Annotated in this window: 15 protein-coding genes; 13 read left to right on the top strand and 2 right to left on the bottom strand. The window is 70.7% G+C overall.

Going from position 1 to position 14,378, the window contains the following annotated elements:
• Positions 1–27: 27 nt before the first annotated feature.
• From ABZX65_RS18640 to ABZX65_RS18625, 4 genes are all read left to right on the top strand, one after another.
• A complete protein-coding gene (locus ABZX65_RS18640) occupies positions 28–963 on the top strand; it encodes an LLM class flavin-dependent oxidoreductase (RefSeq protein WP_355340558.1) in 936 nt (311 codons plus the stop codon).
• Positions 960–1,493, top strand: coding sequence for a hemerythrin domain-containing protein (locus ABZX65_RS18635; RefSeq protein WP_355340555.1), 534 nt, complete (start codon positions 960–962; stop codon positions 1,491–1,493). The genes ABZX65_RS18640 and ABZX65_RS18635 overlap by 4 nt, the downstream gene beginning before the upstream one ends.
• 46 nt (positions 1,494–1,539) lie before the next feature.
• Positions 1,540–1,893, top strand: coding sequence for a DoxX family protein (locus ABZX65_RS18630; RefSeq protein WP_355340552.1), 354 nt, complete (start codon positions 1,540–1,542; stop codon positions 1,891–1,893).
• A gap of 160 nt (positions 1,894–2,053) precedes the next feature.
• Positions 2,054–2,530 carry a cupin domain-containing protein gene (locus ABZX65_RS18625; protein WP_355340549.1) on the top strand — a complete coding sequence of 159 codons (477 nt, stop codon included), beginning with the start codon at positions 2,054–2,056 and terminating at the stop codon, positions 2,528–2,530.
• Between the two features lie 209 nt (positions 2,531–2,739).
• On the opposite strand, the gene ABZX65_RS18620 is transcribed toward ABZX65_RS18625, so the two are convergent.
• Positions 2,740–3,330, bottom strand: a complete 591-nt coding sequence (locus ABZX65_RS18620) for a hypothetical protein (RefSeq protein WP_223186742.1) — start codon at positions 3,328–3,330, stop codon at positions 2,740–2,742.
• Between the two features lie 106 nt (positions 3,331–3,436).
• Here ABZX65_RS18620 and hemL point away from each other — a divergent pair, with 106 nt between their 5' ends.
• The 7 genes from hemL to ccsB all read left to right on the top strand — a co-directional run bounded on the left by hemL (position 3,437) and on the right by ccsB (position 11,429).
• Positions 3,437–4,744, top strand: a complete 1,308-nt coding sequence (gene hemL, locus ABZX65_RS18615; RefSeq protein WP_355340546.1) for a glutamate-1-semialdehyde 2,1-aminomutase — start codon at positions 3,437–3,439, stop codon at positions 4,742–4,744.
• Positions 4,741–5,370, top strand: a complete 630-nt coding sequence (locus tag ABZX65_RS18610; protein ID WP_355340543.1) for a histidine phosphatase family protein — start codon at positions 4,741–4,743, stop codon at positions 5,368–5,370. Before hemL ends, ABZX65_RS18610 begins: the two co-directional genes overlap by 4 nt.
• 198 nt (positions 5,371–5,568) lie before the next feature.
• Positions 5,569–6,906 carry a hypothetical protein gene (locus ABZX65_RS18605; protein ID WP_355340540.1) on the top strand — a complete coding sequence of 446 codons (1,338 nt, stop codon included), beginning with the start codon at positions 5,569–5,571 and terminating at the stop codon, positions 6,904–6,906.
• 83 nt (positions 6,907–6,989) lie between these two features.
• Positions 6,990–7,598: a TlpA disulfide reductase family protein gene (locus ABZX65_RS18600; protein ID WP_355340537.1), complete on the top strand. Its 609-nt coding sequence runs from the start codon at positions 6,990–6,992 to the stop codon at positions 7,596–7,598.
• 1 nt (position 7,599) lies between these two features.
• Complete coding sequence (locus tag ABZX65_RS18595; protein ID WP_355340534.1) at positions 7,600–8,388, top strand: cytochrome c biogenesis protein CcdA; 789 nt, start codon at positions 7,600–7,602, stop codon at positions 8,386–8,388.
• A 3-nt stretch (positions 8,389–8,391) separates the two neighbouring features.
• Positions 8,392–10,311 carry a cytochrome c biogenesis protein ResB gene (locus ABZX65_RS18590; RefSeq protein ID WP_355340531.1) on the top strand — a complete coding sequence of 640 codons (1,920 nt, stop codon included), beginning with the start codon at positions 8,392–8,394 and terminating at the stop codon, positions 10,309–10,311.
• Positions 10,308–11,429 carry a c-type cytochrome biogenesis protein CcsB gene (gene ccsB / locus ABZX65_RS18585; RefSeq protein ID WP_355340528.1) on the top strand — a complete coding sequence of 374 codons (1,122 nt, stop codon included), beginning with the start codon at positions 10,308–10,310 and terminating at the stop codon, positions 11,427–11,429. Before ABZX65_RS18590 ends, ccsB begins: the two co-directional genes overlap by 4 nt.
• A 19-nt stretch (positions 11,430–11,448) precedes the next feature.
• Here ccsB and ABZX65_RS18580 read toward each other — a convergent pair whose 3' ends face one another.
• Positions 11,449–11,892, bottom strand: coding sequence for a PLD nuclease N-terminal domain-containing protein (locus ABZX65_RS18580; RefSeq protein ID WP_355340526.1), 444 nt, complete (start codon positions 11,890–11,892; stop codon positions 11,449–11,451).
• An 87-nt stretch (positions 11,893–11,979) separates the two neighbouring features.
• Here ABZX65_RS18580 and ABZX65_RS18575 point away from each other — a divergent pair, with 87 nt between their 5' ends.
• Positions 11,980–13,431 (top strand): menaquinone biosynthesis decarboxylase, encoded by a 1,452-nt coding sequence (locus tag ABZX65_RS18575; protein ID WP_355340524.1) that lies wholly within the window; start codon positions 11,980–11,982, stop codon positions 13,429–13,431.
• Positions 13,432–13,445: 14 nt separating this feature from the next.
• Positions 13,446–14,363: a menaquinone biosynthesis prenyltransferase MqnP gene (mqnP, locus tag ABZX65_RS18570; protein ID WP_355340734.1), complete on the top strand. Its 918-nt coding sequence runs from the start codon at positions 13,446–13,448 to the stop codon at positions 14,361–14,363.
• Positions 14,364–14,378: the final 15 nt, after the last annotated feature.

Raw genomic sequence — 14,378 nt, 5'->3', positions numbered from 1 at the left:
CACGCCGAACCCCCGGAGAGACCACTCATGTCCGAGCCCGTGACCGCACCCGCCCCGACGACCGCCGAGCGCGTCCATCCGCTGGAATTCGGCATCGCGCTGAACCCGGAGGCCGCCCGGATCGACGAGCTGATCCGGCTCGCCGAACTCGCCGACCGCCGCGGCTTCGAATTACTCGGCCTCATGGACCACCCCTACATGGGCGCCGCCCTGGAGGCGTGGACGCTGCTGTCCGTGCTCGCCGCCCGCACCGAGCGCATCCGGCTCTTCCCCGACGTGGCGAATCTCCCGCTGCGCCCCCCGGCCATGCTCGCCAAGGCCGCCGCCTCGCTCGACCTGATCAGCGGCGGCCGGGTGGAACTCGGCCTCGGCGCCGGAGCCGCGGCCGACCACGGCGGAGGCGGCATGGGCGGCCCGCGCCGCTCGCCCAAGGTCGCCATCGACGCCCTGGAGGAGGCCGTCGCGGTCATCCGCCGGGTGTGGGCGGCCGGGGACGCCCCCGCCGCGTACGAGGGCGAGCACTACCGGCTGGAGGGCGTCGTCCCCGGACCCGCGCCCGCGCACCCGATCGGCATCTGGCTCGGCGCGTACCGGCCCCGGATGCTGGAGGTCACCGCGCGCCTCGGCGACGGCTGGCTGCCGAGCTTCCCCTACCTCGACCCGGCCGCGGTCATCGCGCTCAACCACCGCATGGACGAGGCCGCTTCGGCCGCGGGCCGCGCCCCGTCCGACGTCCGGCGGCTCTACAACATCATCGGCCGGATCGACGGAAACGGCGGCGCGCCCTTCAACGAGGGCAGCGCCGCGTGGACGGAACGGCTCACCGAACTGGTCCTCGACGGCGGCGTCAGCGCCTTCGTCCTGACCCCGATGGCCGACCACGCCCGGCAGATCGAGACCTTCCACGCCGAGGTCGTCCCGGCGGTCCGCGAAGCGGTGAGCAAGGAAGGCGCGAACCGATGAGCACGCCCCAGACCCCGGGTACGGGCGGCGGCGGTACGGCCACCACGCCCGCGGGCCGCGCCATGGTCAGTACGCTGCTCGGCGCGCACGCCGCCCTGCGCCGCGACCTGGACTCGCTCGGCCAGGCCCTGCGGCTGCTCGCCGCGAAGGACCCGGCCGCGCTCGGCGAAGTCCACGCCCGCATGGACGACTTGACGCTGCGTCAGGCAGCCTGGCAGCTCAAGTCGTTCTGCGACATGTACTGCCAGACGGTGCACGCGCACCACTCCATCGAGGACTTCCGGATCTTCCCCGCCGTGCTGCGCATCGCCCCCGAGCTGCGCCCGGTGGTCGACAGGCTCACCGCGGACCACCTGGCGCTCGGCTCGCTGCTCGACGCGATGATCACGTCGGTCGGCGCGCTGCCCGACGCCGACTGGGCCACGGCGCAGGACGCCGTGCAGGCGCTCGCCGACCACCTCGCGGCCCACCTGGACCTCGAGGAAGCGCACATCATCCCCCAGCTCGGCCGGCTGTCGAGCTGGATCTGACGGCCGTACGCGTCCCCGTAAGCCTTCCCCTCACCCCGGAGCCCCGATGTTCGCCGTCACCGTCGTGCTGTCCCTCGTCCTGGCGCTGGTCTTCGCCGCGCTCGGCACCTTCAAGGTGATCAACCACCCGAAGGCCGCCGAGACCGCGGAGCACCTGGGCCTGTCCCTGTCCCTCTCCCGAGCCATCGGCCTGCTCGAAATCGCCGCCTGCGGTGGCCTGTTGATCGGTCTGGCCTGGGCCCCGCTCGGCGTCGCCGCCGCGGCCGGCGCCGTCCTGCTGCTGATCGGCGCCACCGGCACCCACCTCAAGGTCCACGACCCGGCACAGGTCGCCGCCTTCCCCGCCTTCCTCGCGGTGCTGTCGGTGATCACCCTGATCCTCCGCCTCAAGACGGCGTGACCCGAGACGGCGTGACCGAACACGGCGTGACCGAACACGGCGTGATCAAGACGCTGAAGACGGCCTGATTACGGTGCCGCCGCCCCCGCGGGGTACGGTCGCCGCGACGGTACGGCGTCCGCCTCCGCGGGCGCAGCCGTAGTGGCGCAGGAGGTGTCATATGGGTCTACGTCCGCGTACCGCGCATGAACTGAGCCTTGAGCCCCATCCCGGAGGCGGCTGGTACGGCCGGGTCTACACCTCACCGGTCGAGGTGCCCGTGCCGGGTCTCGACGGTGTCCGGCCGACCGCCGTACTGATCCACTACCTGCTCAGCCCGGGGGAGCGGTCGTCCTGGCACCGGGTGAGCTCGGACGAGCTGTGGCTGTGGCGGCGCGGCGGCCAGCTCCGGCTGCGCCAGGGCGGCACCGGCGGGGCCCCGGTGGAGAACGGCTCGGCGGAGGCTTCAACGACCTTGCTGGGACCGGGACATGACTATCCCGTCACCCATCTCCAGATGCTCGTCCCCGCGGGCACCTGGCAGTGCGCCGAGCCCGCGCAGAAGCACGAGGTTCTCGTGAGCTGTCTGGTGACGCCCGGCTCGGGCCTGGCCGACATCGAGCTGTACGAGGAGTCGGCGGCGCGCGCGGGAAATTGAGCGCTTGAGGGTGCGATATCCCGTATTGCGGGGGGTATTTGGCGCATGCAAGCCGTTGCGGTGATCCGCCAGTCACCAGTTGGCCGGAAACGCGCAATCCGGGCGGCCCGGAGAAGGCGCGCGGTGGCGCGGAGTCGGGCGCGAGTGTGCGGCGTAGGTCCGCGAAGGCGGGGAAGAACGAGGAAGACGCGAGAGGAAGGGGCGGCCGGTCAGGGCCAGACGAGACAGTAGAGCTGGTGACCGGACTCCTCGCAGCGGCGGGCGAAATCCTGCCATTCATGGAGCATCTGGTAGATCACGAACGCGTCTCTCGGACCGCGTCGGTCCGGCACGGTGGACCATATGAAGGCGGCGGCGCCCAGCGATTCCTCGTTGGCGGTGCGCAGCGGCTCGACGACCGAGTGCGGCAGCCGTACCACCGCGTAGTCCGGGTGCAGCACCACCAGTTCGAGCGGCGGGACCTTGGCGGGGGGTATGCCCTCGATGCCGGTGAGGACCATCGCGGCCATCGTCTCCGGCTTGACCTTGGTGTACATGCCGTGGCCGAGTTCGTCGCCGCCGAGTTCCTCGGGGCGCATGGAGATCGGGACGCGTGCGGCGGTGGCGCCGTCGGGCGCACCGAAATACTTGTAGGTCACCCCCACTCGGCCACCCCTGCTCCTGCCCTCGCTCGCGGTTGAACGGTTTTCCGGTACACGGTCGGCGGGGTTCGCGGGACGGCGTCGCCTGCCGGTGGGACGGGCGCGTTCGGGCTCGTGCTCGCCCGGTCCTTCACCCGGTCCGCCACCGCGCTGCTGCATTCCACTACCCGACCATCCGCAGACCCAACCACGCAACCCGATCATCGTCTCAGATGCAGGGTTGAGACGTTGCCGCGCAACGCCAGGCATTTGAGAGCATGTGCGTGTGAGCTATCCGTACGAAGCACCAGTGTCCCAGGAACTCTTCGACCGCGCGGCGGCCGTGACACCAGGCGGTGTGAACTCCCCGGTGCGGGCCTTCCGCGCCGTGGGCGGCACGCCCCGGTTCATGGTGTCCGGCACGGGCCCCTATCTCACCGACGCCGACGGCCGCGAGTACGTCGACCTCGTCTGCTCGTGGGGACCGATGATTCTCGGCCACGCGCACCCCGAGGTGATCGCCGCCGTCCAGGCAGCGGTCACGCGCGGTACGTCCTTCGGCACACCCGGTGAGGGCGAGGTCGCGCTCGGCGAGGAGATGGTCGCGCGGGTCGAACCGCTGGAGCAGGTACGGCTGGTGTCGTCCGGCACCGAGGCCACGATGTCGGCGATCCGGCTCGCGCGCGGCTTCACCGGCCGGGCGAAGATCGTCAAATTCGCGGGCTGCTACCACGGCCATGTGGACGCGCTGCTGGCCGCCGCGGGATCGGGCGTGGCCACCTTCGGCCTGCCCGACACCCCCGGCGTGACCGGCGCGCAGGCCGGGGACACCATCGTGCTGCCGTACAACGACCTGGACGCCGTACGCGCCGCCTTCGCCGCGCACCCCGGCGAGATCGCCTGCGTGATCACCGAGGCGTCGCCCGGCAACATGGGCGTCGTCCCGCCGCTGCCCGGCTTCAACGCCGGACTCAAGCAGCTCTGCGCCGACGACGGCGCGCTCTACATCTCCGACGAGGTGATGACCGGCTTCCGCGTCAGCCGCTCCGGCTGGTACGGGCTCGACGGGGTGCGCCCCGACCTGATGACCTTCGGCAAGGTCATGGGCGGCGGTTTCCCCGCCGCGGCCTTCGGCGGCCGGGCCGACGTGATGAGCCGCCTCGCGCCCGCGGGCCCCGTCTACCAGGCGGGCACGCTCTCCGGGAACCCGGTCGCGACCGCCGCGGGCCTCGCGCAGCTCAGGCTGCTCGACGAGGCCGCGTACGCGCGCGTCGACGCGGTGTCGGTGGAGATCCGGGAGCTGGTCAGTGCCGCGCTGAGCAAGGAGGGGGTCGCGCACCGCGTGCAGACCGCGGGCAGCATGTTCTCCGTCTTCTTCACGGACGACGAGGTCCGTGACTTCGAGGACGCGAAGAAGCAGGAGGCATTCCGCTTCACCGGCTTCTTCCACTCGATGCTGGCGCAGGGCGTCTATCTGCCGCCGTCCGCCTTCGAGTCCTGGTTCGTGTCGACCACCCACGACGAGCGGGCCGTGGAGCGGATCGCCGCCGCGCTGCCCGCCGCCGCACGCGCCGCCGCGGAGGCCCACGCATGAGCGAGATGACCGTTGTCCACGTGATGCGGCACGGCGAGGTGCACAACCCCGACGGCATCCTGTACGGGCGCGCCCCCGGCTTCCACCTGTCCGAGCTGGGCCGCAAGATGGCCGACCGGGTCGCCGAGCACCTGGCCTCGCGCGACATCACCTACGTCGTGGCCTCCCCGCTGGAGCGCGCCCAGGAGACCGCCGCGCCCATCGCCGCCGCCCACGAGCTGGAGGTCGGCACCGACGAGCGGCTGATCGAGGCGGCGAACGTCTTCGCGGGGAAGACCTTCGGCGTCGGCGACGGGGCGCTGCGCAAGCCCGCGAACTGGAAGTACCTCACCAATCCCTTCCGGCCGAGCTGGGGCGAGCCGTACGTCGACCAGGTCGTCCGGATGACGGCCGCGCTGGCCGCCGCCCGCGACGCCGCCCGTGGGCACGAGGCCGTCTGCGTCTCCCACCAGCTCCCCATCTGGATCGCCCGCAGCTACGCCGAGCGGCGCCGCCTGTGGCACGACCCGCGCCGCCGTCAGTGCACGCTGGCGTCCCTGACCTCCTTCACCTACGACGGCGACCGCATCGTCTCCGTCGGCTACAGCGAGCCCGCGCGGGACCTGGTCCCCGCCCGGCTTCTCTAGGACTCGCCGCCCCGCGCCCCGGCCGGGGCGCACCCGTCCACTGGGCGAGTGAAGAACCGGAGCCACCCGAGGGAACCTCGGCAAGTTTTGCCGCATGCCGCGTAACCGCGAGGAACTTGTGAACGTCATGGTGGGTGACCACTTTTCTGCCCACTCGGCCGTCAGGCCGGAGAAGCCGAGAGACGGGACCGTTCCACGATGTGCGCCATGAGCCGCAGGACCCTGTTGACCACTAGCGCTGGGGCGGCGGCGGCCGGGCTCGGCGTCGCCGGCTGCGGCACGGGGAAGGGGGTGAGCGGCGGCGGAGCGACGCCGGTGGCGAGCAAGACCGGCGAGAAGTCGGGGGCGAGCGGCCGCCAGGCCCCGAAGAAGACCGTGACCCTCATCGGCGACGGATCGACGGCGTACACCGGGACGCAGCCCAACCAGCCCAGGCCCGAGCGGCTGGAGCCCGGCCAGGCGCCGCCGCAGTTCGTGATCTTCTCCTGGGACGGCGCGGGCGAGGTCGGCAACGGCCTCTTCCCCCGCTTCCGCAAGCTCGCCGAGAACCACGGCGCGTCCATGACCTTCTTCCTGTCCGGGCTCTACCTGCTGCCGGAGGGCAAGAAGCTCCAGTACGCGCCGCCGAACAACCGGCAGGGCGCCTCGGACATCGGCTACCTCACCGACCAGCACGTCCGGATGACGCTGGACAACATCCGGCAGGCGTGGCTGGACGGCCACGAGATCGGCACGCACTTCAACGGTCACTTCTGCGGCGGCAGCGGCACCGTCGGCCGCTGGACGTCGACCGACTGGAAGAGCGAGATCGACCAGGCCAAGTCGTTCGTGAAGAGCTGGAAGACCAGCACGGGCTGGCACGACCAGGACCCGCTGCCCTTCGACTACGAGAAGGAGCTGGTCGGCGGCCGGACCCCGTGCCTGCTCGGCCAGGACAATCTGCTGCCGACCGCGAAGGCGCTCGGCTGGCGGTACGACGCCAGCTCGCCGGGCGGCAACCAGGTGTGGCCCTCCAAGCGCGGCGGCCTGTGGGACCTGCCGCTCCAGCTCATCCCGTTCCCCGGACACTCCTTCGAGGTGCTGTCCATGGACTACAACATGCTCGCCAACCAGTCGCACGCGGCCACCAAGTCCGACCCGGCCAACTACCCGGGCTGGCGCCGGCAGGCCACCGCCTCGTACATCGCGGGCTTCGAGCGGGCGTACTCGACCAACCGCGCGCCGTTCTACATCGGCAACCACTTCGAGCAGTGGAACGGCGGGATCTACATGGACGCCGTTGAAGAAGCGTTCAAGCACGTCGCCGCGGCCCGCGACAAGGCGAACAACGGCGACATCCGCATGGTGTCCTTCCGGCAGTACGTGGACTGGCTGGACGCGCAGGACCCGGCCGTCCTGGACAAGCTCAGGACGCTGGAGGTCGGGCAGTCGCCCGCCGGCGGCTGGCGGGAATTCCTCGCCGCCCCCGCCGTGAGCAGCGGCGGGACCAGCAGCTCGGGCAAGGCGCCGGTCGGCGCCGGAACCGCGACTACCTGATCCTTACTTGGGGCAATTGCCGTTTTTGGGGTTGGCGTCGGGGGCGTGGAAGATCGCGCGAAGGCCCATGCGAAACTTTTCACATGAGTCCTACGCGCGCCCTCCGACGCCGCTTTCCCCGCAGTGCCGCGGCACTCGTCGGGGCCGCCGCGCTCGCGATGACGACGGCCGCCTGCTCGTCGACCTCGACCTCGGGGACCGACAACACCAACTTCATGGGCGGCACCGGCGAGATCAACGTCCTCAAGGCCGCCGACCGCAAACCCGCCCCCGACATCTCGGGCAAGACGGTCACCGGCGGCACGGACAGCCTGGCCGCGTACAAGGGCAAGGTCGTCGTCGTCAACATCTGGGGCTCGTGGTGCGCGCCCTGCCGCGCGGAGGCGCCGAACCTCGCCGAGGTCGCCAACGCCGACAAGGACAAGGGCGTGCAGTTCCTCGGCATCAACACCCGGGACCTGGACGTCTCCAACGCCGAACGCTTCGACAAGCGCTTCGAGATCCCGTACCCCAGCCTGTACGACCCCTACGGCTCGCTGATCCTGCGCTTCCCCAAGGGCAGCCTCAACCCGCAGAGCCTGCCCGCCACCCTCGTCATCGACCGGCAGGGCAAGCTCGCCGTCCGCGCGCTGAAGCCGCTCAGCGTCGAGGACCTGCACCAGATCATCGACCCGCTCATCGCGGAGAAGTGACGTGCAGGCAAGCGCCGCCGCCGCGGTCGTCACCCTGAGCGCCGCGACCGACCCCAACCAGACGGTGCTCACCGGGGCGCTGCTGGCCGCCATCCCGATCGCCATGTTCGCCGGGCTGATCTCCTTCTTCTCGCCCTGCGTCCTGCCGCTGGTCCCCGGCTATCTGTCGTACGTGACCGGCGTCACCGGCACCGACCTCGCCGAGGCCAAGCGGGGCCGGATGCTGCTGGGCTCGTCGCTGTTCGTGCTCGGCTTCAGCGCCCTGTTCGTCTCCGGCGGCGCCCTGTTCGGCAACTTCGGCGCGCAACTGCTCGTGCACCGGCAGATCCTCTCCAAGATCTTCGGCGGCCTCACCATCGTTCTCGGCCTGGCCTTCATGGGCATCGTCGGCGGCCTGACCCAGCGCGAATTCCGCTTCCACTACCGGCCCGCGCTGGGCCTGGCCGGGGCGCCGGTGCTCGGTCTGCTCTTCGGCCTCGGCTGGGCGCCCTGCGTCGGCCCCACTCTCGGCGCCGTCAACGCGCTGGCCTTCAACGACGCCAGCGCGGGCCGCGGGGCGCTGCTGATGGCGTTCTACTGCGCGGGCCTCGGTGTGCCGTTCATCGTGGCCGCCATAGCTTTCCGTCGTACGCTCGGCGCGTTCGCGTGGGTCAAACGCCACTACGTGTGGGTGATGCGCGCCGGCGGCGCGATGCTCGTCGCGGTCGGCGTCCTCCTCGTCACCGGCGTCTGGGACCACATCACCTACCAGATGCAGATCTGGTCGAGCAGCTTCACCCCAGGGGTCTGACCCATGAGCGTCACGGAGAAAACCGAGCGCGAGCCGCGCGAGGGCAACGACAAGGGCACGGGCGGCGAAGCGCCCCAGGAGCGCGACGGGCTGGGCGCCGCGGGCGCGCAGCTCAGCACCCAGCCCGTCGACACCCTGCGCAGCGCGCCCGCGATCGGCACCCTCGCCCTGCTGCGCTGGATGTGGCGCCAGCTCACCTCGATGCGGATCGCCCTGGTCCTGCTCTTCCTGCTGTCGCTGGCCGCCATCCCCGGCTCGCTGATCCCGCAGCACTCCGACGCGCTCAAGGTCGAGGCGTTCAAGAAGACCCACCCCGGCATCAGCCCGCTGTACGACCGGCTCGGGATGTTCCACGTCTACAGCTCGCCGTGGTTCGCGGCGATCTACATCCTGCTGTTCGTCTCCCTCGCGGGCTGCATCGTCCCGCGCACCTGGCAGTTCGTCGGCCAGCTCCGGGCCAGGCCGCCGGCCGCGCCGCGCCACCTCACGCGGCTGCCCGCGTACTCGACCTGGCGCACCGACGCCGGGCCCGAGCAGGTGCTGCACGCCGCGCACCAGGCGCTGCGCGGACGCCGGTTCCGTACCGCGCTGAGCGACGGCACCGGCAAGGACGGCAAGGGCGGCGGCGGTTCGGTCGCCGCGGAGAAGGGCTACCTGCGCGAGACCGGCAATCTGCTCTTCCACATCGCGCTCTTCGGCCTGCTGATCTCCTTCGCCGTCACCTCGCTGAACAAGGCCGAGGGCGGCAAGCTGATCGTCGAGGGCGACGGCTTCACCAACAACCTCACGCAGTACGACGACTTCTCGCCGTCCACCCTCTACACCGCGGACGACCTCAAGCCGTTCGGCTTCAAGCTCGACAGCTTCGACTCCGCGTACGAGACCAGCGGGCCCGACATCGGCAGCCCGCGGGTCTTCAAGGCCAACATCCACTACTGGGACGGCGCCGACGGCAAGCCCGTCAAGGGCACGATCGACACCAACCACCCGCTGAGCATCGGCGGCGAGAAGGTCTATCTGATCGGCCACGGCTACGCGCCGATCGTCACCGTCAAGGACGCCAAGGGCAATGTGGCCTTCCGGGGCCCGGTGCCGTTCCTGCCGCAGGACAGCAACATCACGTCCACCGGCACGATCAAGGTGCCCGACGCGGTCGGCAAGGACGGCAAGCCGCAGCAGCTCGCCTTCACCGGCTACTTCACGCCGACCGGTGACGCGGGCCAGGGCCCGCGCTCGTTCTTCCCCGGCCTGGAGAGCCCGCTGCTGTTCCTCAACGCCTACCACGGCGACCTCGGCATCGACGGGGGCGTCTCCAAGAACGTCTACCAGCTCGACACGACGAAGATGAAGCAGTTCAAGCTGGAGACCTCGACGCCCGGCATCAACGCCGTCGCGCTCAAGCCCGGCGAGGCCATCACCCTGCCGGACGGCGCGGGCAGCCTCACCTTCACCGGGGTCAAGACCTGGGCCAGTTTCCAGGTCTCCCACCAGTCGGGCAACGAGACCGCGCTGATCAGCGGTGTCGCCGCGATCCTCGGCCTGATGGGCTCGCTGTTCATCCAGCGCCGCAGGATCTGGGTGCGCGCCGTGCCCGGCCCCGACGGCACCACCGTGGTCGAGATGGGCGGCCTCGGCCGCAGCGAGTCGGTGCGGATCGCCGAGGAGATCGGCGACATCGCGCTCCAGCTCCAGCCGGAGGCCCCGGCCCTCCCGGACGAGGACGAGGACGAGGACGAGGACCCGGTCGGGAGTTCCGCCGGGAACGCCGAGACGGCCGGGAAGGCCGAGAACGCCGATAACGCAGCGAACGCTGAGAACGCTGAGAACACGGTCGAGAGCCCCGGCGAGGGCACCGGCCAACCGGACAATCCGGTCCCCGTAGAGTCAACCCCCCGGACAGACGACGAAGGAGCCCGCGCGTGAATATCGCGTCCGCGGTCAACGAGAACTTCGCGAACTACAGCAACTACCTGATCCGCTCGGCGATGTTCGTGTACGCGCTGGCCTTCCTCGCGCACCTCGCGGAGTGGGTCTTCGGCAGCCGCAGCAAGGTCGCCGTGCAGTCCGCGGCCCTCGCCGCGGAGACGCGCGAGGCCGAGGCGGCCAAGGCGGCGGCCCCCGCGGTCACCGTCAAGGTCGCCCAGCGCGGCGGCGCCACCACCACCCTGGAGCGCCCGCGCCCGAGCATCGTCCCCAAGGTCATCACCCGCGCCTCCGCCAGCGACCGCGGCATCGCCGACGGCCCCGGCGCCGCGGGCGACGACGAGAAGGGCGACCTCTACGGCCGGATCGCGGTGGCCTTCACGGCCCTCGCCTGGCTGCTGCACTTCGGCGGCGTCCTCTTCCGCGCCATCTCCGTACAGCGCCCCCCGTGGGGCAACATGTACGAGTTCTCCACCACCTTCGGCATGGTCGCCGTCGGCGCGTACCTGCTGCTGCTCGTGCTGAAGAAGAACGTCCGCTGGATCGGTCTGTTCCTCACCACGACGGTCCTGCTCGACCTGGGCCTGGCCCTGTCGGTGCTCTACACCTCCAGCGACCAGCTCGTGCCCGCGCTGCACTCGTACTGGCTGTGGATCCACGTGTCGTGCGCGATCATCTCCGGCGCGATCTTCTACCTCGCCGCGGTCGGCACGCTGCTCTACCTGTTCCGCGACCGCTACGAGACGGCGCTGGCCGCCAACCGCACGCAGAACAGCCGCTGGGCCGACGTCATGTCCCGGCTGCCCGCGGCGGCGAGCCTCGACAAGTTCGCGTACCGCATGAACGCGCTGGTCTTCCCGCTGTGGACGTTCACCATCATCGCGGGCGCGATCTGGGCGCAGGCCGCCTGGGGCCGCTACTGGGGCTGGGACCCGAAGGAGACCTGGGCGTTCATCACCTGGGTCGCGTACGCCTGCTACCTGCACGCGCGCGCCACCGCCGGGTGGAAGGGCCGCAAGGCCGCGTATCTGGCGCTGATCGCCTTCGCGTGCTTCCTGTTCAACTACTACGGCGTGAACATCTTCGTCACCGGCAAGCACTCGTACGCCGGGGTCTGATCCCCCGGGGCCGGATTCCTCACCGGTCGCCCGCGGGGTCCTCCTGGTCGCCCTCGGACGGGGCCGCGCCGCCGTCCTTGCCTTCCCTGTTCTGCTTGTTCAGTTCGCTGAGCGAGCGCAGGAACTCCGGATTGTCGTCCGGGGCGACCCACACCTGGCGGGTACGCGGCCGCGGCTCGTCGACCTCGCGCGGGTCCTCGTGCCGCCCGCGGGTCCCTTCGTGGTCCCGGTGCCACTCCGAGGGTGTCGCGCCCTCGGAGGTGCGCACCCGGACCGGGCCGCGCCGCCGGCCGATCAGCAGCCAGGCCACCGGTCCGATCAGCACCTCGCCGAAGAACAGGATGATCAGCACCCACACCAGCTTCGGCAGCCCGCGCACCTCCCGCTCGGGAGTGCCGAGGCAGTCCACGAAGGCGTAGATCCACAGCGCGATCACCATCAGGTACGGCAGGTACTTCAGCACAGAGGCCCCCCACGGAACATTGCTCAGGACGCCCAGCCTAACGAGGCGGCGCGTCCGACGCCGGAGCGGGATGGAAGACTGGGGCCCATGGCTTACGACGATCTCCGCTCGTTCCTGCGGGCCCTGGAGAAGGACGGCGACCTCCGGCGGATCAAGGCCGAGGTCGACCCGTATCTGGAGGTCGGCGAGATCACCGACCGGGTCAACAAGGCGGGCGGCCCCGCGCTGCTCTTCGAGAACGTCCGCGGCTCGGTCGCCCCGCTGGCGATGAACGTGTACGGCACCGACCGGCGGCTGCTCAAGGCGCTCGGCCTGAGCGCGTACTCCGACATCAGCGACAAGATCGCCGGGCTGCTCAAGCCGGAACTGCCGCAGGGCTTCGTCGGGATGCGGGAGGCGTTCGGCAAGCTCGCCGGGATGACGCACGTGCCGCCGAAGAAGATCAAGGACGGGCCCGTACAGGAAGTCGTCCTCACCGGCGACGACGTCGACCTCGACGCGCTGCCCGCCCTGTTCACCTGGCCGCAGGACGGCGGCTCCTTCTTCAACCTCGGCCTGACGCACACCAAGGACCCCGAGTCCGGGGTCCGCAATCTCGGCCTCTACCGGCTCCAGCGGCACGACCGGCGCACCATCGGCATGCACTGGCAGATCCACAAGGACAGCCGCAACCACTACCAGGTCGCCCAGCGCCGCGGCGAACGCCTCCCGGTCGCCATCGCCTTCGGCTGCCCGCCCGCCGTCACGTACGCCTCCACCGCGCCGCTCCCCGGCGACATCGACGAGTACCTGTTCGCGGGCTTCGTGCAGAACAAGCGGGTGGAGATGGTCGACTGCAAGACGGTGCCGCTCCAGGTGCCCGCGCACGCCGAGGTCGTGCTGGAGGGCTGGCTGGAGCCGGGGAAGACGCTGCCGGAGGGGCCGTTCGGCGACCACACCGGCTTCTACACCCCGCAGGAACCGTTCCCCGCGCTGACCGTCGACTGCGTCACGATGCGCAAGCGCCCGCTGTTCCAGTCCATCGTCGTCGGCCGCCCGCCGACCGAGGACGGACCGCTGGGCCGCGCCACCGAGCGGTTCTTCCTGCCGCTGTTGAAGGTCATCATTCCGGACATCGTGGACTACCACCTGCCGGAGGCGGGCGGCTTCCACAACTGCGCGATCGTCTCGATCGACAAGAAGTACCCGAAGCACGCGCAGAAGACGATGCACGCCGTGTGGGGCGCGCACATGATGTCCCTCACCAAGCTCGTGATCGTCGTGGACGCCGACTGTGACGTCCACGACCTGCACGAAGTCGCCTGGCGGGCGCTCGGCAACACCGACTACGCCCGTGACCTCACCGTCGTCGAGGGCCCGGTCGACCACCTCGACCACTCCTCGTACCAGCAGTTCTGGGGCGGCAAGGCGGGCATCGACGCGACCCGTAAGCTGCCGGAGGAGGGCTACACCCGCGACGGCGGCTGGCCGGAAATGGTGCTCTCCGACCCGGAGACCGCGGAACGGGTGACCAAGCGTTGGAAGGAGTACGGGCTGTGAGCGGCGAGGCGATCCTGGACGGAGGCAGCGCGAAGGCCGGGCCTCCCCGCGCGAGCGGCGGCGAACCGGTGCGGGCGTTCCTGCGGCTGGTGATGATCGAGCACTCGGTCTTCGCGCTGCCCTTCGCCTACACCGCGGCGCTGACCGCGATGTTCCTCGACGACGGCTCGGTGCACTGGCTGGAGCTGCTGCTGGTCACCGTCGCGATGGTGGGCCTGCGGACCTTCGCCATGGCGTGCAACCGGATCATCGACCGCGAGATCGACGCGCGCAATCCGCGGACCGCCGGGCGCGAACTGGTCACCGGCGCGGTCTCCGTACGGTCCGCGTGGACCGGCGCGCTGATCGCCGTCGCGGTCTTCCTCGGCGCCGCCGCGCTGCTCAACCCGCTGTGCCTGGCGCTCGCGCCGATCGCGGTGGTGCCGATGGTGGTCTACCCGTACGGGAAACGGTTCACCAACTTCCCGCACGCCATCCTGGGCGTCGCGCAGGCGATGGGCCCGATCGGCGCCTGGCTCGCGGTGACCGGCGCCTGGTCGTGGGACGCGGTGATCCTGGGGCTCGCGGTGGGTGTCTGGATCGGCGGCTTCGACCTGATCTTCGGCTGCCAGGACGTGGCGGCCGACCGCGCCGAGGGCGTGAAGTCCGTCCCCGCCCGCTTCGGCATCCCGGCCGCGCTGTACGGCGCGCGCGTCTGCCACGCCGTGACCACGGGCCTGCTGGTCTGGTACGGACTCGCCACCCACGCGGGCGTCTTCTGGTGGATCGGCCTGGCGGTCGTCGGCGCGGCGTTCCTCTACGAGCACTCGATCGTCCGGCCGCACGACCTGAGCCGCCTCAACCGGGCGTTCTTCCAGGTGAACGGTTTCATCGGGATCGCGCTCTTCGTGTGCGCGCTGCTCGACCTGAGCGTGCGCGGCCTCGGTCTGTAGAACCGCCGTCCTGGT

The organism is Streptomyces sp. NPDC003300 (assembly GCF_040610915.1).
Lineage (GTDB): Bacteria > Actinomycetota > Actinomycetes > Streptomycetales > Streptomycetaceae > Actinacidiphila.
The sequence above is the reverse complement of the archived record's forward strand: the minus strand, read 5'-3'. Positions and strand labels throughout refer to the sequence as shown.